Origin of the sequence: Modestobacter muralis, from assembly GCF_010682105.1 — a bacterium.
GTDB classification, from domain to species: domain Bacteria; phylum Actinomycetota; class Actinomycetes; order Mycobacteriales; family Geodermatophilaceae; genus Modestobacter; species Modestobacter muralis.
Map to the genome: position 1 here is coordinate 17,595 of NZ_JAAGWH010000049.1, position 16,954 is coordinate 34,548.

At 73.0% G+C, this 16,954-nt stretch carries 12 protein-coding genes, 2 tRNA genes and 1 pseudogene; 4 read left to right on the plus strand and 11 right to left on the minus strand.

Annotation, left to right across the window (positions count from 1 at the left end):
- Complete coding sequence (leuC, locus tag GCU67_RS15800; RefSeq protein WP_338105064.1) at nucleotides 1–1,440, minus strand: 3-isopropylmalate dehydratase large subunit; 1,440 nt, start codon at nucleotides 1,438–1,440, stop codon at nucleotides 1–3.
- A 62-nt stretch (nucleotides 1,441–1,502) separates the two neighbouring features.
- On the opposite strand from leuC, the gene GCU67_RS15805 reads away from it, so the two are divergent.
- Nucleotides 1,503–2,204, plus strand: coding sequence for an IclR family transcriptional regulator domain-containing protein (locus tag GCU67_RS15805; RefSeq protein WP_163612180.1), 702 nt, complete (start codon nucleotides 1,503–1,505; stop codon nucleotides 2,202–2,204).
- Between the two features lie 154 nt (nucleotides 2,205–2,358).
- The gene (locus GCU67_RS15810) at nucleotides 2,359–3,471 is read left to right on the plus strand and encodes a sulfite oxidase (protein WP_163612181.1); all 1,113 of its coding nucleotides are present in this window, start codon (nucleotides 2,359–2,361) and stop codon (nucleotides 3,469–3,471) included.
- Nucleotides 3,472–3,532: 61 nt separating this feature from the next.
- Here the strand turns inward: GCU67_RS15810 and GCU67_RS15815 are convergent, their stop codons facing one another.
- The 7 genes from GCU67_RS15815 to GCU67_RS15845 all read right to left on the minus strand — a co-directional run bounded on the left by GCU67_RS15815 (nucleotide 3,533) and on the right by GCU67_RS15845 (nucleotide 9,945).
- The gene (locus GCU67_RS15815; RefSeq protein ID WP_211661505.1) at nucleotides 3,533–3,898 is read right to left on the minus strand and encodes a hypothetical protein; all 366 of its coding nucleotides are present in this window, start codon (nucleotides 3,896–3,898) and stop codon (nucleotides 3,533–3,535) included.
- A gap of 31 nt (nucleotides 3,899–3,929) precedes the next feature.
- Nucleotides 3,930–5,630 (minus strand): sodium:solute symporter family protein, encoded by a 1,701-nt coding sequence (locus tag GCU67_RS15820; RefSeq protein ID WP_338105065.1) that lies wholly within the window; start codon nucleotides 5,628–5,630, stop codon nucleotides 3,930–3,932.
- Nucleotides 5,631–5,981: 351 nt separating this feature from the next.
- Nucleotides 5,982–6,054: transfer RNA gene (locus tag GCU67_RS15825), tRNA-Glu, on the minus strand.
- A gap of 87 nt (nucleotides 6,055–6,141) precedes the next feature.
- Nucleotides 6,142–6,213: transfer RNA gene (locus GCU67_RS15830), tRNA-Gln, on the minus strand.
- Between the two features lie 83 nt (nucleotides 6,214–6,296).
- A complete protein-coding gene (locus GCU67_RS15835; RefSeq protein ID WP_163612182.1) occupies nucleotides 6,297–7,487 on the minus strand; it encodes a CPBP family glutamic-type intramembrane protease in 1,191 nt (396 codons plus the stop codon).
- 176 nt (nucleotides 7,488–7,663) lie between these two features.
- Nucleotides 7,664–9,139 carry a glutamate--tRNA ligase gene (gltX, locus tag GCU67_RS15840; RefSeq protein WP_163612183.1) on the minus strand — a complete coding sequence of 492 codons (1,476 nt, stop codon included), beginning with the start codon at nucleotides 9,137–9,139 and terminating at the stop codon, nucleotides 7,664–7,666.
- Nucleotides 9,136–9,945, minus strand: a complete 810-nt coding sequence (locus GCU67_RS15845) for a fumarylacetoacetate hydrolase family protein (RefSeq protein WP_163612184.1) — start codon at nucleotides 9,943–9,945, stop codon at nucleotides 9,136–9,138. Before GCU67_RS15845 ends, gltX begins: the two co-directional genes overlap by 4 nt.
- Nucleotides 9,946–10,001: 56 nt before the next feature.
- Between GCU67_RS15845 and GCU67_RS23075 the strand changes: the two are divergent.
- Nucleotides 10,002–10,076: pseudogene (locus GCU67_RS23075) on the plus strand (VOC family protein); the annotation flags it as partial.
- The gene (locus GCU67_RS15850) at nucleotides 10,064–10,414 is read left to right on the plus strand and encodes a VOC family protein (protein WP_420846362.1); all 351 of its coding nucleotides are present in this window, start codon (nucleotides 10,064–10,066) and stop codon (nucleotides 10,412–10,414) included. The pseudogene GCU67_RS23075 and the gene GCU67_RS15850, both read left to right, overlap by 13 nt.
- On the opposite strand, the gene cimA is transcribed toward GCU67_RS15850, so the two are convergent.
- The 3 genes from cimA to GCU67_RS15865 form a co-directional block, all read right to left on the minus strand.
- Nucleotides 10,389–11,996 carry a citramalate synthase gene (gene cimA, locus GCU67_RS15855; protein ID WP_163612185.1) on the minus strand — a complete coding sequence of 536 codons (1,608 nt, stop codon included), beginning with the start codon at nucleotides 11,994–11,996 and terminating at the stop codon, nucleotides 10,389–10,391. The two genes, GCU67_RS15850 and cimA, sit on opposite strands and share 26 nt — an antisense overlap.
- A gap of 262 nt (nucleotides 11,997–12,258) precedes the next feature.
- Nucleotides 12,259–13,278 carry a 3-isopropylmalate dehydrogenase gene (locus GCU67_RS15860; RefSeq protein WP_163612186.1) on the minus strand — a complete coding sequence of 340 codons (1,020 nt, stop codon included), beginning with the start codon at nucleotides 13,276–13,278 and terminating at the stop codon, nucleotides 12,259–12,261.
- 164 nt (nucleotides 13,279–13,442) lie between these two features.
- A complete protein-coding gene (locus GCU67_RS15865; protein ID WP_163612187.1) occupies nucleotides 13,443–16,868 on the minus strand; it encodes a S8 family serine peptidase in 3,426 nt (1,141 codons plus the stop codon).
- Nucleotides 16,869–16,954 lie beyond the last annotated feature (86 nt).

Genomic DNA, 16,954 nt, shown 5'->3' on the forward strand with positions numbered 1-16,954 from the left:
TCAGACTCCGATCGGGGCGGCGTGGGTGGGCGCCAGCAGGGTCTCGAGGTCGGCCGGGGCGGTGAGCTTCCCGGTCAGCGCGGTCGCGGCGGCCACGGCCGGGGACACCAGGTGGGTGCGCCCGCCCTTGCCCTGCCGGCCCTGGAAGTTGCGGTTGCTGGTCGAGGCCGAGCGCTCGCCGGGCTTGAGCTGGTCGGGGTTCATGCCCAGGCACATCGAGCAACCCGCGCCGCGCCACTCGGCGCCGGCCTCGGTGAAGACCTGGTCCAGGCCCTCGGCCTCGGCCTGCAGCTTCACCGCCACCGACCCGGGGACGACGAGCATCCGGGTGTCGGCGTCGACGTGCTTGCCCTTGAGCAGGGCGGCCGCGACCCGGAGGTCCTCGATCCGGCCGTTGGTGCAGGAGCCCAGGAAGACGGTGTCGACGGAGATCTCGCGCAGCGGTGTGCCGGCGGTCAGCCCCATGTACTCCAGCGCGGACTCCGCGGCCGCTCGGTCGCTGTCGTCGGCGATGGTGGCCGGGTCGGGCACGCTGGCACCGATCGGCAGCCCCTGGCCGGGGTTGGTGCCCCAGGTGACGTAGGGGGTGAGGGAGGCGGCGTCGATCCGCACCTCCCGGTCGAAGACGGCGTCGTCGTCGGTGCGCAGAGTCGACCAGTGGGCGACCGCGGCGTCCCAGTCGGCGCCCTGCGGGGCGTGCGGGCGCCCGGCGAGGTAGTCGAAGGTGGTCTGGTCGGGGGCGATGAGCCCGGCGCGGGCACCGGCCTCGATCGACATGTTGCAGATCGTCATCCGGGCCTCCATCGACAGCGCCTCGATCGCACTGCCGCGGTACTCGATGACGTGCCCCTGGCCACCGCCGGTGCCGATCTCGGCGATGACCGCGAGGATGACGTCCTTGGCGCTCACGCCCGGGGGCAGCTCGCCGTCGACGGTCACCGACATCTGCTTGGCCGGGTACTGCGGCAGCGTCTGGGTGGCCAGCACGTGCTCGACCTCGCTGGTGCCGATGCCGAACGCCAGCGCGCCGAAGGCGCCGTGCGTGGAGGTGTGGCTGTCGCCGCACACGATGGTCATGCCCGGCTGGGTGAGCCCCAACTGCGGGCCGATGACGTGCACGATGCCCTGGTCGCGGTCGCCCATCGGGGCCAGCCGGATGCCGAACTCGGCGGCGTTGCGGCGCAGCGCGTCGACCTGCGCGCGGCTGACCGGGTCGGCGATCGGGCTCAGGATGTCCAGCGTCGGGACGTTGTGGTCCTCGGTGGCCATGGTCAGGTCGGGACGGCGGACGGTGCGGCCCGCGGCCCGCAGCCCGTCGAAGGCCTGCGGACTCGTCACCTCGTGCACGAGGTGCAGGTCGATGTAGAGCAGGTCCGGCTCGCCCTCGGTCCGCCGGACGACGTGCTCCTCGTACACCTTCTGCGCCAGGGTCTGGCCCACCGGTCCTCCTCGTTGCCACCTGCTCGTTGCCATCTCATACAGTGAGATGCGAGTATCAGTACGTGGTACAGCCTAGCCCCGTTGCCGTCCTGGACAAAGCAGTGGCCATCCTCCGCGCGGTGGCCGACGAACCGGCCAGCCTCGCCGAGCTGGTCACCCGGACCGAGCTCCCCCGCGCGACCGCCCACCGCCTGGCCACGGCGCTGGAGGCGCACCGGCTGCTGCGCCGCACCTCCGCCGGCACCTGGGCGCCGGGCCCGGCGCTGTCCGAGCTCGGCCGGGGCGGCGCCGACCTCGCCGAGGTCTCCGCCCGGCCACTGGCGGCGCTGCGCGACGTCACCGGGGAGAGTGCCCAGTTCTACGTGCGCGACGGCGGCAGCCGGGTCTGCATCGCCGCGGCCGAGCGCAGCAGCGGACTGCGCGACACCGTCCCGGTCGGTGCCCGGCTGCCGTTGACCGCGGGCTCCGCGGCCCACGCGCTGCTCGCCTTCGCCCCCGCCGACGAGGTGACCCCGCTGCTGCCGGCGGCGAGCTTCACCGCCCGCACCCTGCTCGACGTCCGGCGCCGAGGCTGGGCGCACAGCGTCGCCGAGCGCGAGCCCGGCGTCGCCTCGCTGTCCGCGCCGGTGCGCGACGGGGCCGGCGGCGTGCTCGGCGCGGTGTCGATCTCCGGGCCGGTCGAGCGGGTGGGCCGCCGTCCCGGCCCCGAGGTGGTCGCCGCCGTCCTGGACGCCGCGGTCTCCATCTCCCGCGCGGCCCGCTGACGGAAGGACCCCCTCTCCCCCACCCTTCGCAGGCTCAGGGCGAGCCCCCTGACGGAAGGACCCCCCTTCCCCCCCTCTCCACGCTCCGCGCGGAGCGGGTCCCTGAAGGGAGGCCGGACTACCGCTCGGCGACTGCGGGACCGAGACTGGCGGCATGACCGAGACGGAGACGTACCGGGGCCGGGCACGCATCGCCGGGGAGGGTGAGGGGGTCGGGCTCGACGAGCTGGCCCTGGCCACCCGCAACCACGGCCTGCCGCTGGAGGCCCTGCGCTGGGACCTGACCCCGCCGGGGCTGCACTACGTGCTGACCCACTTCGACATCCCCGCGGTCGACCCAGACACCTGGGCGCTGGAGGTCACCGGCGCCGTCGAGCGGCCGCTGCGGCTCACCCTCGCCGACCTGCAGGCCCGCAGCAGCGCCTCGGCCCGGGTGCTGCTGGAGTGCGCCGGCAACGGCCGTGCCCGGTTCACCCCGCGGCCGGTGAGCCAGCCCTGGCTGCTCGAGGCGGTCGGCACCGCGCAGTGGGGCGGCACGCCGCTGGCCCCGCTGCTGACCGAGGCGGGGATGTCCCCCGAGGCCGTCGACGTGGTGTTCACCGGCGCCGACCACGGCGTGGAGCGCGGGGTCGAGCAGGACTACGCCCGCGGGCTCCCGGTCGCCGAGGCGCTGCGCCCGGAGACGATGCTGGCCTGGTCGATGAACGGGGAGCCCCTGCCACCGCAGCACGGGGCGCCGGTGCGGCTGGTGGTCCCGGGCTGGTACGGCATGGCGCACGTGAAGTGGCTGACCCGCATCGAGGTGCTCACGGAGCCCTTCACCGGCTACCAGAACGCGGTGGCCTACCGGGTCGCCACGGAGGCCGGCGACCCCGGCGAGCCGGTGACCCGGATCCGCCCGCGTGCACTCATGAGCCCACCCGGCTGGCCGGACTTCATGACCCGCGAGAGGTTCGTCCCGGCCGGTCCGGTGACGCTGACCGGGCGGGCCTGGTCCGGCCGCGCACCGGTCACCCGGGTCGAGGTCAGCACCGACGGCGGCGCCGCATGGGCCGACGCGGAACTCACCCCCGACGACCGGGCGCACCCGTTCGCCTGGCGCGCCTGGTCGCACTCCTGGACCGCCGAGCCCGGCACGGCCGAGCTGCTGGTGCGCGCCACCGACGCCACCGGGGAGACCCAGCCGGTGGACCAGCAGTGGAACCGCCAGGGCATGGCCAACACCCTCGTGCAGCGCGTCCCGGTGACGGTGCTCCCGCCCCGCTGAACGAGACAGCGGCCCCGCACCGGTTCGGTGCGGAGCCGCTGTCGTGCGCTCGGTGGGGCGGTTACTGCTTCGGCAGGTCCGAGCCGTCGCTGGTGCCCTCGTCGGCCTGCTTCTCCAGCGCGGCCGGGTCGACGACGACCGGGCGGAGCCGGAGCCAGGCGACGAAGACCAGCGCGACGACGATCATGGCGATGCCGGCCCACAGGTTGGCGTTCACGTCACCGGTCTTGGCCCGGTCGCTCTCGCTGTTGTCGACGATGCCGACGACCGTCAGCACGATGCCGTAGAAGCCGATCAGGCCGGCGATCACCGTGCGGACGTCGTAGGCGCCCGCCGTGTGCTTCTGGCCAGACGCCGGCTTGCCAGATGCCGGCTTGCCCGACGCCGGCTTGCCCGCGTTGTCTGAGGCGTGCGATGCGGTGCTCATGTCCTGCTCCTCTCGGGAACGCTGGCGACGGTCAGCGGAAGATCACGTTCAGGACGACGACCATCACCAGGGCTATGCCGGCCAGCTTGGTGGGCGAGGAGTACCAGGGCAGCAGGTGCGCCTCGGGGTCGGTGCGGGTCTCCTTGGGCGTCTCGGAGTAGACGAGCCCGGCGAGCTCGGCGACCGGCTTGGGCCGGGTCACCATGCTGACGGCCACGCTGACCACGATGTCGACGACGAACGCCGTCGCCGCGGCCACGAAGCTCGCACCCTGACCGCTCAGCGGCAGGGCGCCGACGGAGAGGCCACCGAGGGAGTCCTCGCTCAGGACGGCGACGGTGATGGCACCGAGCGTGCCGGAGACCAGCCCCGTCCAGCCGGCGGTCGGGGTCATCCGCTTCCAGAACATGCCCAGGATGAACGTGGCGAACAGCGGGGCGTTGAAGAAGCCGAACAGCGTCTGCAGGTAGTCCATCAGGTTGCTGTAGCCGGCGGCGATGAGCGCGGTGAAGATCGCGATCACGGTGGCCCCGACGGTCGCCCAACGGCCGACGGCCAGGTAGTAGGCGTCCGGGCGGTCCTTCTTCACGTACTGCTGCCACAGGTCGTAGCTGAAGACCGTGTTGAAGGCGGAGATGTTCGCCGCCATGCCGGCCATGAAGGAGGCCAGCAGGCCGGCGATCGCCACCCCGAGCAGACCGTTGGGCAGCACGTCGCGGATCAGCAGCAGGATCGAGTTGTTGTAGTCGAAGTCCGGGTCGGCCGCGGCCTTGGCCGTGGTGACGTCGTTGACCAGGACGGCGGCGATCATGCCCGGGATGATCACGATGAACGGGATGAACATCTTCGGGAACGAGCCGATGATCGGCGCGCTGCGGGCCGCCGACAGCGACTTGGTCGCCATCGCCCGCTGGACCTCGACGAAGTTCGTCGTCCAGTAGCCGAAGGAGAGCACGAAGCCCAGGCCGAAGACGATGCCGATGACCGAGAGCACCGGGTTGTCGATGCCGGACAGGCCCTCACCCGGCCAGGACCGCAGGTCGGCCTCACCGCCGGTGGAGGCCCGCACCTTGTCGACCAGACCGCCGACGCCACCGACGCGGTGCAGGCCGATCAGGGTCAGCGGCAGCAGGGCCGCGACGATGACGAAGAACTGCAGGACCTCGTTGTAGATCGCCGCCGACAGACCGCCCAGGGTGATGTAGCTCAGGACGATGACCGCGGCCAGGATCAGCGAGACCCACAAGGGCCAGCCCAGCAGGGCGTTGACGATGTTGGCCAGCAGGTAGAGGTTGATGCCGGCGATGAGCACCTGGGCGATGGCGAAGCTCAGCGCGTTGACCAGGTGGGCCCCGGTGCCGAAGCGGCGGCGCATGAACTCCGGGACGCTGCGGACCTTCGAGCCGTAGTAGAAGGGCATCATCACGACGCCCAGGAAGAGCATCGCCGGGACGGCGCCGATCCAGAAGTAGTGGAACGTGGCCATGCCGAACTGGGCCCCGTTGGCCGACATGCCGATGATCTCGACCGCGCCGAGGTTCGCCGAGATGAAGGCCAGACCGGTCACCCACGCGGGCAGCGACCGTCCGGAGAGGAAGAAGTCGAGGCTGTCGGACACGCGCCGGCGGGCGGCGAAGCCGATGAGCATGACGACCGCGAAGTAGGCGACGACGAGCGTGTAGTCGACGGCGTTCGCATCGAGACGCAGTGTCTCGTCTGCAGCGAGGACCACCAGGGTTCCCTCCAGGTCACGATGACGGACCGCGCCGCTGTCCGGCGCCGGTCCCTGCCTGCCGTTCAAGGCGGGCACGGTGGTGCGGCGCGGTGATCAGCAACGGGGACGCTAACACTGCACAAGCGCTCAACAACTTGGTTGGTCACCGGAAAGGTGACCGTGTGTGAGCAGCGCCACGGGGCTCCCCCACACGTGCGCACCACGGTGACGGGGGTCACCCGCGCCGGTGCGGTGCTCATGATGGCACCACCTCGCGGCGGCGGCTGACCGAGCGGAGCAGGAGCGCGAGGAGTACCCGGAGACGACGAGAGCCCCCGACCCGGGGTGGGTCGGGGGCTCTGTGCGTTGTAGCCCCGAAGGGATTCGAACCCTCGCTACCGCCGTGAGAGGGCGGCGTCCTGGGCCGCTAGACGACGGGGCCCCAGAAGGTGACGCTGCGGTGCTGATCTTACCGGATGGAGCTCGTGGTGCTGTCGTGCGGTGGTGCTGAGGAGGTCGTGCTCCCTCGCTGGGGTACCAGGACTCGAACCTAGACTAACGGAACCAGAAACCGTCGGGCTGCCAATTACCCCATACCCCAATGGCCGTTCAGCACCTTTCGGCGCCGGGAGAGAACTGTACCCGATGCCCGCAGGGGGGTTCCAGCCACCCCCCTGCGGCGCGTCACGGGGCTGGTGGCCGGGCCCAGTCCTGCGGCTGCCCGGTCCCCGGAGAGGGCCCGGCGGGCGGCCCCCACGCAGCTGCCGACGGCGGCCCCCAGCTCGGCGCGGACGGCGGCCCCCAGCCCGGGCCTGCCGGTGGGCCCCACCCGGGACCACCCGTGGGCGCCCAGCCCGCCTGGGGCGCGCCCCAGGGCGGTGGAGCGGCGGCCCAGGCCGACTGTCCCCACGGACCCGGGCCCCCGGCCGGCGGCCCCCACGCGGGGCCGGCGGGCGCGGGCGGCAGCTCCAGTGCGTCGCTGAGCAGTTCGGTCCTCAGCCGGCCGCGGGCCAGCGCGACCGCGGCCACGAAGCCGGCCATGCCGGCGATCCCCAGCAGTGTGGTCAGCCAGCCGATCGCACCGCCCGGGTCGGCGGACGCGACCTGCTCCCCCAGCGCCCCGGCCAGGACGAAGATCACCACGTTGTTCACCGCGTGCAGGACGATCGCCGCCTCGAGCCCGCCGGTCAGCCAGACGACGGCCGAGAAGGCCAGCCCGATCGCGAAGCGGTAGAGGAACGTCTCGAGGTCCGGGGGGACGTGCGCGGCGGAGAACAGCGCCGCGGTCACGACGGCCGCGACGACCGCGCCGGCGCGCGGCCGGCCGACCCAGCCGGCGATGGCCTGGGTGAGGTACCCGCGGAACACGTACTCCTCGGCGGCGGCCTGCAGCGGGGTGGTGAGCAGCACGACGAGCAGCAGCCAGCCGAAGGAGTCGGTGAAGCCGGTCGCCTCGACGTCGGTCGCGACCAGGCCGATGACCAGGCCCAGCACCACGGCCACCCCGAGCGTGATCAGGGCCCGCCAGGTCCAGGGCAGCAGCAGCCGCCAGCGCAGGCGCCCCAGCACCGACGACGACCAGCCGGTCCGCATCCCGTGCGTGACGTACCAGCACAGCCAGACGATCGGGATGGCCACGATCAGCGAGATGTTGGTGACCAGCAGGACGCCGGGGTCGGTGAGCTCCAGCAGCGCCAGGTCGGGCACGAGCCCGGTCACCGCGGACACGAGCAGCACCGCGAGGCTCGCCACTCCGTACACGACGATGAACAGCAGCAGGCCCAGCAGCGGGCGCCACCACACCCAGTCGCGAGCGCGCATGAGCAGCTCGAAGGGCTGCCGGACGGCGTGCGGCGGCGCCCCTGGCGGGGTCACCGGGCGCGACGGCCGCACCGGCGCGGGTGCCGGCCCGTACCCGGGGAACGGGTACGGGGCCGGCTGCAGCCACGGCGGCGGGCCGACCGGCACCTGGGGTGGTGCCCCATAGCGGCCGGTCGGCGGTGGCCCGGTGTAAGCGGGCTCGGGCTGCGGCCCGCCCCAGCCTCCGGCGCTCATCCGGTCGCGGCCGTGCGGGCGGCCGCCAGCCGGGTGAGCGTGCGCTCCCGGCCGAGCAGCTCCATCGACTCGTACAGCGGCGGGGAGACGGTGCGGCCGCTGACCGCGACCCGCACCGGGCCGAAGGCCTGCCGCGGCTTGCGCCCCAGCCCCTCGACGAGGGCGTCCTTGAGCGCGGTCTCGATCGCCGCGGTGGTCCACTCCGGCAGCGCCTGCAGGGCGACGGTGGCCGCGTCGAGCACCTCGCCGGCGCCGGCACCCAACTGCTTGTCGGCGGCGGCCGGCTCGATCTCGACCTCGTCGGTGAACAGGAAGCCCAGCAGCCCGACGGCGTCGGAGAGCACGATCATCCGCTCCTGGGCCAGCGGCGCGATCGCCGCCAGCACCCGAGCCTGCTCGGCGCTCGGCGGGTCGGTGACCAGCCCGGCGCCGGCCAGGAACGGGGTGACCCGGGCGAGGAAGTCCTCGACCGGCAGCGCCCGCAGGTGCGTGGCGTTGATCGCCTCGGCCTTCTTCAGGTCGAAGCGGGCCGAGTTGGCGTTGACGCTGTCGACGTTGAAGGCGTCGGCCATCTCCTGAGGTGAGAAGACGTCCCGGTCGTCGGCGATCGACCATCCCAGCAGCGCCAGGTAGTTGACCAGGCCCTCGGGGAGGAAGCCGCGGTCGCGGTAGACGTCGAAGTTCGACTGCGGGTCGCGCTTGGACAGCTTCTTGTTGCCCTCCCCCATCACCAGGGGCAGGTGCCCGAAGCGCGGGGTGGCACTGGCGACACCGATGTCGGTGAGGGCGGCGTAGAGGGCGAGCTGGCGGGGGGTGGAGGACAGCAGGTCCTCACCGCGCAGCACGTCGGTGATCCCCATCAGGGCGTCGTCGACCGGGTTCACCAGCGTGTACAGCGGCGTCCCGTTGCCCCGGACGAGGGCGAAGTCGGGGACGGCGCCGGCGGCGAAGCGCATCTCGCCGCGCACGTGGTCGACCCAGGTGAGGTCGGTGTCGGGCATCCGCAGCCGGACGACCGCCTCCCGGCCCTCAGCGAGAAACGCGGCCCGCTGGGCGTCGGTCGTCGTCCGGTCGGCGTTGTCGTAGCCCAGCTTGGGGTCCTGCCCGGCGGCGCGGCGGCGGGCGTCGACCTCCTCGTTGGTGGAGAAGGACTCGTAGGCGTGCCCGGACTCCAGCAGCCGGGCGACCACGTCGCGGTAGACCTCGCTGCGCTCGGACTGCCGGTAGGGCCCGTGCGGGCCGCCGACCTCGGGGCCCTCGTCCCAGTCCAGGCCGAGCCAGCGCAGGCAGTCGAGCAGGTGCCGCTCGGACTCGGCGGTGTTGCGCGCCGCGTCGGTGTCCTCGATCCGGACGACGAACTGGCCGCCGGTGTGCCGGGCGTAGGCCCAGTTGTAGAGCGCCGCCCGCATGACGCCGACGTGCACGCTGCCGGTCGGGGACGGGCAGAACCGGGTCCGCACGGGGGCGGTCACCGGGTGCCGGCCGTGGAGGTCGGGTCGGCGCCGGCGACGGTGCTGGTCAGCGTGCCCAGGCCCTCGATCGAGCACTCGACGCGCTGGCCGGGGCGGATCGGGCCCACGCCGGCCGGGGTGCCGGTGAGCACGACGTCGCCGGGCAGCAGGGTCATCACCTGGGAGATGTGGCTGATGATCGTCGCGACCGAGAACAGCAGCTGGCTGGTGCGCCCGGACTGGCGCAGCTCCCCGTCCACGGTGCAGGTGACCGCCAGGTCGGCGGGGTCCTTGCCGACGCCGGCCAGGTCGGTCTCGATCCAGGGGCCCAGCGGGCAGAAGGAGTCGAAGCCCTTGGCCCGGGTCCACTGCCCGTCGGAGCGCTGCATGTCCCGCTCGGTCACGTCGTTGCCGATCGTGTAGCCGAAGACGCTGGCCATGGCCTGCTCCGGGCTGACCTGGCGGGCGCCACGGGCGCCGATGACGACGGCGAGCTCGACCTCGTGGTGGACGTTGGTGCTGCCCGGCGGGATGCGGATCGCGTCACCGGGGCCGATCACCGAGGTGGAGGGCTTGAGGAAGATCAGCGGCTCAGCGGGCGCCTCTCCGGTGTTCATCTCCTTGACGTGGTCGGCGTAGTTCTTGCCCACGCACACGACCTTGCTGGGGAGGATCGGGGAGAGCAGCCGGACGTCGGCCGCGGCGAACCGCTGACCGGTGAAGGAGATCTGCCCGAAGGGGTGGCCTTCGATCTGGGCGACCTGGCCGTCCCCGTCGAGGACCCCGAAGGACATGCCGGCTGGGTGGGCGAAGCGGACGATGCGCACGTCCAGAGGTTAGTCGCCGTGCCGACCGGTCCCGCGCGACGGCGCTACGGTGCCCCGTGGCCGCCCGGATCACTGCCATCGCCGTCAACTGCACCGACCCCGCCGCGCTCGCCGCCTGGTGGGCCGCCGTCGTCGGCTACGCCGTGACCGGCACCGAGGACGGGGTCGTGACCATCGGCTTCGGCCCCGTCCAGAGGCTCACCCCGAGCTCGCGAGGGGTGAGGAGGACGGGCTCCTTCGACCGACGCCCGACCGGCGCCGGCTGCACCTGGACCTCAACGCCACCGACCGGACCCAGGCCGACGAGCTCGACCGGCTGCTGGCCCTCGGCGCCACCCCGGTCGACGTCGGGCAGGGCCCGCTGACCCCGGAGACGACCTGGCACGTGCTGGCCGACCCGGAGGGAGACGAGTTCTGCCTGCTGGCCAGCACGGTCGACCCGCTCAGCGGTGGCGCACCGCGTACGTGAGCGCGTCGACCAGGGCCCGCCAGGAGGCCTCGACGATGTTGTCGTGCACCCCGACGGTGGTCCACTCCCCCGTGCCGTCGGTGGTGTCGACCAGGACCCGGGTGGTGGCGCTGGTGCCGCCCTTCCAGCCCAGGATGCGCACCTTGTAGTCCGCCAGGGAGACCCCGGCCAGGTGCGGGTGGCGGCCGACCAGCGCCTGGCGCAGCGCGTTGTCCAGGGCGTTGACCGGGCCGTTGCCCTCCGCGGTGCTGATGACCCGCTCCGTCGTCCCGTCGGGGTTGGGCAGGTGCACCTTGACCGTGGCCTCGCTGACCACGTCGCCGGTGGCCGCGTGCTCGACCGACGCACGCCAGCTCTCCAGCGTGAACAGCGGCGCGGGCGCGTCCGGCAGCTCGGCGCGCAGCAGCAGCTCGAAGGAGGCGTCGGCGGCCTCGAAGGACCACCCCTCGGCCTCGAGCACCTTCACCTGGGCGACGACCCGGCCGATCGCGTCGCCCTGCCCGGTGACGTCCACGCCGAGCTCACGGCCCTTGAGCTCGACCGAGGCCCGGCCGGCCATCTCGGTGACCAGGATGCGCATGTCGTTGCCGACGACAGCGGGGTCGAGGTGGTTGTACAGCTCGGGGTCGACCTTGATCGCACTGGCGTGCAGCCCGGCCTTGTGCGCGAACGCCGAGGCGCCGACGAAGGGCTGGTGGTCGTCGGGGGCGATGTTGGCCAGCTCGGCGATGGCGTGGCTGACCCGCTTGAGCTCGGGCAGGCACTCGGCGGGCACCACCGGCAGGCCCATCTTGGTCACCAGGTTGCCGATCAGGGCGAAGGTGTCGGCGTTGCCGGCCCGCTCGCCGTAGCCGTTGGCGGTGCCCTGCACGTGCGTGACGCCGGCCTCGACCGCCGCCAAGCTGTTGGCGACCGCGCACCCGGTGTCGTCCTGGCAGTGGATGCCCAGCTTGCCGCTGGTGCGGGCGCGCACGTCGGCGACCACCCGTCCCAGGCCCATCGGGAGCATGCCGCCGTTGGTGTCGCACATGACGCCCACCTCCGCACCAGCGGCGAAGGCCGTCTCCAGCACCTGGACGCCGTAGTCGGGGTCGGCGGCGTGGCCGTCGAAGAAGTGCTCGCAGTCGACGAACACCCGCCGTCCGTGGGCCACCAGGTGGGCGACGGTGTCGGCGACCATCGCCAGGTTCTCCTCCGGCGTGGTGCGCAGTGCCTCCCGCACGTGCCGGACGTCGGACTTGGCGACCAGGCAGACCACCGGGGTCCCCGCGTCCAGCAGCGCCTGCACCTGCGGGTCCTCGGCCACGGCCACCCCGGCCTTGCGGGTGGCGCCGAAGGCGACCAGCTGGGCGTGGCGCAGCTGCAGCTCGGTGCGCGCACGGGCGAAGAACTCGGTGTCCTTGGGCAGGGCGCCGGGCCAGCCGCCCTCGATGAACCCCACCCCGATCTCGTCCAGCAGCCGGGCGACGGCGAGCTTGTCGGCGACGGAGTAGCTCACGCCCTCGCGCTGGGCGCCGTCGCGCAGGGTGGTGTCGAAGACGTGGAAGTCGGTCACGTCGACGGGGGCGGGCTGGTCGGCCACGGTGTCTCCGGTGGTGTCGATGGTGATTCGGGCCCGGACGTGAAAAAACCTCCCGGAGTACGGGAGGTGGCGCGCAGTCGGTGGTGCTGACTGCGCGCTAGACGATGATCGAGCCGGTGGTGTGCATCACGGCCAGTAGAGCACGACCGGGCCCGTGAGTGGAACGGGGCGTCCACTGTGCGGGACGCCCCGTCCGGCCCCGCTGCAGGGCCCCGCCGCGAGCTCGCTCGTGGTGGGGGGGCAGCGGGGTCCTCCGTCTTCGTCAGCCGGCGAGCGCAGCCAGCCGGTCGCCGACCTCGGTGGTGCGGATCGTCGCCTTCGGGTCGCGGGTGGACAGGTCGAAGGCGACCGCAGCGTTGACCTTCTTGGCCAGCTCCGGCCGGCCCAGGTGGTCCAGCAGCAGGCCGACCGACAGCACGGTGGCCGTCGGGTCGGCGACGCCGGTGCCGGCGATGTCGGGGGCCGAGCCGTGCACCGGCTCGAACATGCTGGGGTTGGTGCCCGAGACGTCGAGGTTCCCGCTGGCGGCCAGGCCGATGCCACCGGTCACCGCGGCGGCCACGTCGGTGACGATGTCGCCGAAGAGGTTGTCGGTGACGATGACGTCGTAGCGGCCCGGGTCGGTGATGAAGTACATCGCCGCGGCGTCGACGTGGCTGTAGGCCACAGTGACCTCGGGGAACTCCGTGGACAACTCCTCGACCGTGCGCGACCACAGCGACCCGGCGTGGGTGAGCACGTTGGTCTTGTGGATCAGCGTCAGGTGCCGGCGGGGACGGGCCAGCGCGCGCTCGAAGGCGTAGCGCACCACGCGCTCGACGCCGAAGGCGGTGTTGAGGCTGACCTCGGTGGCCACCTCGTGCGGGGTGTCCCGCCGCAGCACGCCGCCGTTGCCGACGTAGGGGCCCTCGGTGCCCTCGCGGATGCACAGCATGTCGATCGCGCCGGGCTCGGCCAGCGGGCTGCGGACGCCGTCGAAGAGCCGCGCCGGGCGCAGGTTCACGTGGTGGTCGAGCTCGAAGCGCAGCTTGAGCAGCAGGCCGCGCTCGAGGATGCCGGCGGGGACCGAGGGGTCACCCACGGCCCCGAGCAGGATCGCGTCGTGGCCGCGCAGCTCCTCTAGCACGGAGTCCGGCAGCAGCTCACCGGTGCGCTGCCACCGCGCCGCTCCCAGGTCGTAGGGGGTTGCCTCGATGTCCGGGGCGACCGCGCCCAGGACCTTGAGGCCCTCGGCCACCACCTCGGGACCGATGCCGTCTCCAGGGACCACTGCCAGGCGCATGAGGCCAGAGGTTAGTGGGCGCCGGTGCCCGGGCGTGCACCCGCACACGCCGGACGCCCCCCGCGTCGTGCTGCGGAGGGCGTCCGGGTCGTGCCGTGGAGCTGTCCTGCGGGGGTGCCGGCCGGCTCAGCCGAGGGGGGTGCCGGTGGTCACCGGCACCCCGGTCACGGGCTGGGGACCCGCTGCTGGGCCACCGGGACGAACTGGGTCCGCCCGCGCTGGCTGTCGTTGTGCAGCACGACCACCATGGCGCCCTTGACCGCCTCGCCGATCGTGACGTCGGCCGCGTAGGCGGCCGGGTCCTGCGTCACGGCGATCCTGGTCCCGTTCTGCGCCGGGAAGAGCACCGCCGGGTCGCCGGCCACCGTGAACGACAGGCCCGGGTGCAGCGGGTCGAAGCTCATCCGCTGCGCGGCCAGCTCCGAGGTGCCCTCGGGGCTGATCGTCGTGCCCAGGTCGTCCACCGTGCCGTAGGCGCTGGCCGACTGGACGCCGAAGGTGAGCCGGCTGGCCGCCGGGGTGACCAGCGGCAGCGCCGAGACCGGGACGGGCAGGACCTGCACGTCGTTGTCGAAGGCGTTGGTGTCCACCGTGCCGTCGGCGACGTTCATGAAGCCGACGTAGGGGGCGTCGTCGCTGGGCAGGAGGCCACCGTCCCGGTCCTGCACGATCACCAGCGGCACGTCGTAGTCGGTGATCCGGGTGGTGGTGACCTGGTAGTCCCAGATCCCGTCGTCCGTCGCGTCGAGGTAGACGCCGTAGTTCACGGCCGTCTGGGCCGAGGCGAACGTCCCGTGGGCGGAGATCCCGAAGTACAGGTACGGGTCCTCCGGGGAGGCCGCCACGTCGGAGGCCACGCCCACCGAGGCCAGGTCGACCGCACGCTCCTGCGCGGACTTGTAGCAGTCCAGGCGTGCCTCCGTGGTGCACTGCGGCAGCTGCGGACTGGTGCCCAGCCGCTCGAAGACCGCACCGAGGGAGGTGTAGGAGTCCAGGCCGTAGGCCGGGCCGTTGCTCACGCCACGACCCGCCAGGGCGATGGTCGTCCCGGGCTGACGGTTCTGCGCGGTGAGGTCGGACGAGGGCTTGGCGTTGGCGTGCACCGGGACCCGCAGGCTCGGCGCGTCCCCCGACCGCGGCGTCAGGACGACGCGGCCGCTGGCCTCACCGAGGAACTGGCGGCCCAGGTCGGCGTCGCTGTCGACGTCGACCGTGGGGTCGGCGACCTTGCGGAGCTGGTCGCGGTTGACGGTCATGACGACGTTGACCACCGTCGTGGCGTTCGGGGCGACGGTGACCACCGACGGCTGCACCCGGTAGGTGACGCCGGGCTGCGCCGCGAGCGCCTCGTAGGCGATCTGGTAGCTGACCGGCGCGCCGCCCTTGTTCGAGACGGTGACCTGCCGGTTCTGCACGACCTTGGGGGCGGTGGCCTCGATGACGCCGAAGGACGCCGAGACCACGCCGGTGCCGGCGCTGGCGTAGGCGAGCACCTGGTTGTCCAGGGCAGCCGCGGCGTCGATGCGGCCGGCGCCCTGGCGGTTGGGGCCGTAGACCGTGCCGTCCTCGGTGTGGACGTCGTGGCCGGCGGTGTTCATCAGGTCGGCCTTGACCTCCTCGGTGGTCCACTCCGGGTGGGCCGCGCGGATGAGCGCGGTGACACCGGCGGTGGTCGGGGCGGCCATCGACGTCCCGGACTCGCTGACGCCACCGTTGCCGGTGCCGACGGCGGCCGAGTACAGCGTCACGCCGGGCGCGGAGACGTCCGGCTTGAGGTCGCCCGCGCCCCGGCTGGACCGGGAGGAGAACGAGGCGAGCAGGTCGACCTGCGCCGGGTCGTCGAGGACGGCTGCGTCCTTCAAGCTCGGGCCGAAGGTGACGGTGACCGGGCCGGCCGCGACGGCGGTGGCCAGGGCCGCGCCGTCCGTGGCGGTGGTGAGGATGCCGGGGACCTGCGGCACGCCGGTGATCCCGCTCTCCAGCAGGTCGTCGTCACCGACGATCAGGAAGCCGGCCGCGCCGTGGTCGCGGGCGTTGGAGCCCTTGGCCACCGAGCCACAGGCGAAGCCCGCGGCCTGGATGACCACGATCTCACCGGAGTAGTCACCGCTCCACGGGGAGCAGGCGGCCGGGTCGTCGCCGGCCTCGGGGAGGGTGACCGGACCGGTCACGTCGGGCTTGACGTCGCCGGCCTCGTCCCGGTCGCTGTAGCTGACCGAGCGCAGGCCCGGGCGCACCCCGTCAGGGCCACCCCCGGAGACGACCTGCCAGCCGTCGAAGACGCCGTGGCCGTCGTTGGACGCCGCGACGCCGATGCCGCGCGGGGCGTTGCCCGGCGAGCCGCCGATGTCGTAGTTGTCACCGGAGTTGCCGGCGGACATGACCACGAGCATGCCGTGGGCCATCGCCTCGTTGGCGAGGGTCGCGTCGGCGTCGTCGGGCAGGCCGTAGGTGGAGCCGAGGGACAGGTTGACCACGTCGAGGTGGTCGTCGATCGAGCCGTCGCCGTCGGGGTCCATGGCCCACTCGATGGCCTGGCCGGTGACGTCGGTGGAGCCTTCGCAGCCGAACACCTTCAGGGCGTACAGCGAGGCCTCTGGCGCCATGCCGGGGCCGATCTCCATCGTCGACAGGTCCAGGGAGGAGTCGTACGGGCCGGTGTAGGTGCCACCGTCCGCGGTGACGCCGTAGCCGGCCGCGGTGCCGGCGACGTGGCTGCCGTGCCCGTTGCAGTCCAGCGGGTTGTCGTCGGGCCTGGCGACCGGCTGGTGGTCGGGGCTGGCCGGGTCGGCGTTGTAGCTGTCACCGACGAAGTCGCGACCGCCGACGACCTTGGCGCTGGGGAACACCCCGGCCGGGGCGGGCGCGGCCTCGGCGGCCTGGATCGCGTCGAACTGCGCGACGTCGCCGCTGCCCCCGAAGTCGGCGTGGGTGTAGTCGATGCCGGTGTCGATGATGCCGACCGAGACGTCCTCGCCGGTGTTGCCCAGTTCCTGCCAGGCCTCGACGGCGCGGGTCACGGTGGCGGCCGCGGTGTTGCCGGCCACCTTGCGGGTGATCGGCAGGACGGCGGTCACGCCCGGCAGGGTGCGCAGCGCGTCGTAGTCGGCGGCGTCGGCGGCGACCGCCACACCGGAGACCACGGTGGAGGCGGTGTAGAGCACCTCGGCGCCGGCGACGGCGTCGGGCAGCCCGGCCACGACCTCATCGGTCGCGGCCTCGACGCCGGGCTGCGCGGCGCGGGCGGCGTCGGCTGCCTCCGCCTCGCCGCCCTGCGCCAGCGTCTCGGAGTAGACCTGCGAGGTGGACGGCGTGCCGATCCTCAGGAAGAACGACGTCGGGCCGCTCTCGGGCAGGCCGGCCGGGCGGCCGGATGCCGACTGCGCGGCCAACTGGGCCTTGAGCTCGGCGAGCTGGGCCGGGCTGAGCGTGGCCTGCTCGTCGGCCACCGGAGCCGCGGGGGCGGCCAGTGCGGTGCCCAGCCCGCCGGTGGTGGCGAGGGCGGCCGCGACGGCGACGACCCCCGTCCGGGCGAGCGCGTGTCGACGCCCTGCCCGGTTCGGATGAGAACTTCTCGGACCCACGTGCACCCCTGACGACGAGAACCTCGGACGACCGCCCACTCCCCCACACGTGGGGTGAGGCGACCTGTACACACAGTCGTCGTTGCCATGGA

Bases quoted from the DNA above. Each gene is read 5' to 3' on its own strand.
- GCU67_RS15810 (WP_163612181.1), top strand. From the start codon at position 2,359: ATGACCGAGACGGAGACGTACCGGGGCCGGGCACGCATCGCCGGGGAG.
- GCU67_RS15815 (WP_211661505.1), bottom strand. From the start codon at position 3,898: ATGAGCACCGCATCGCACGCCTCAGACAACGCGGGCAAGCCGGCGTCG.
- GCU67_RS15860 (WP_163612186.1), bottom strand. From the start codon at position 13,278: ATGCGCCTGGCAGTGGTCCCTGGAGACGGCATCGGTCCCGAGGTGGTG.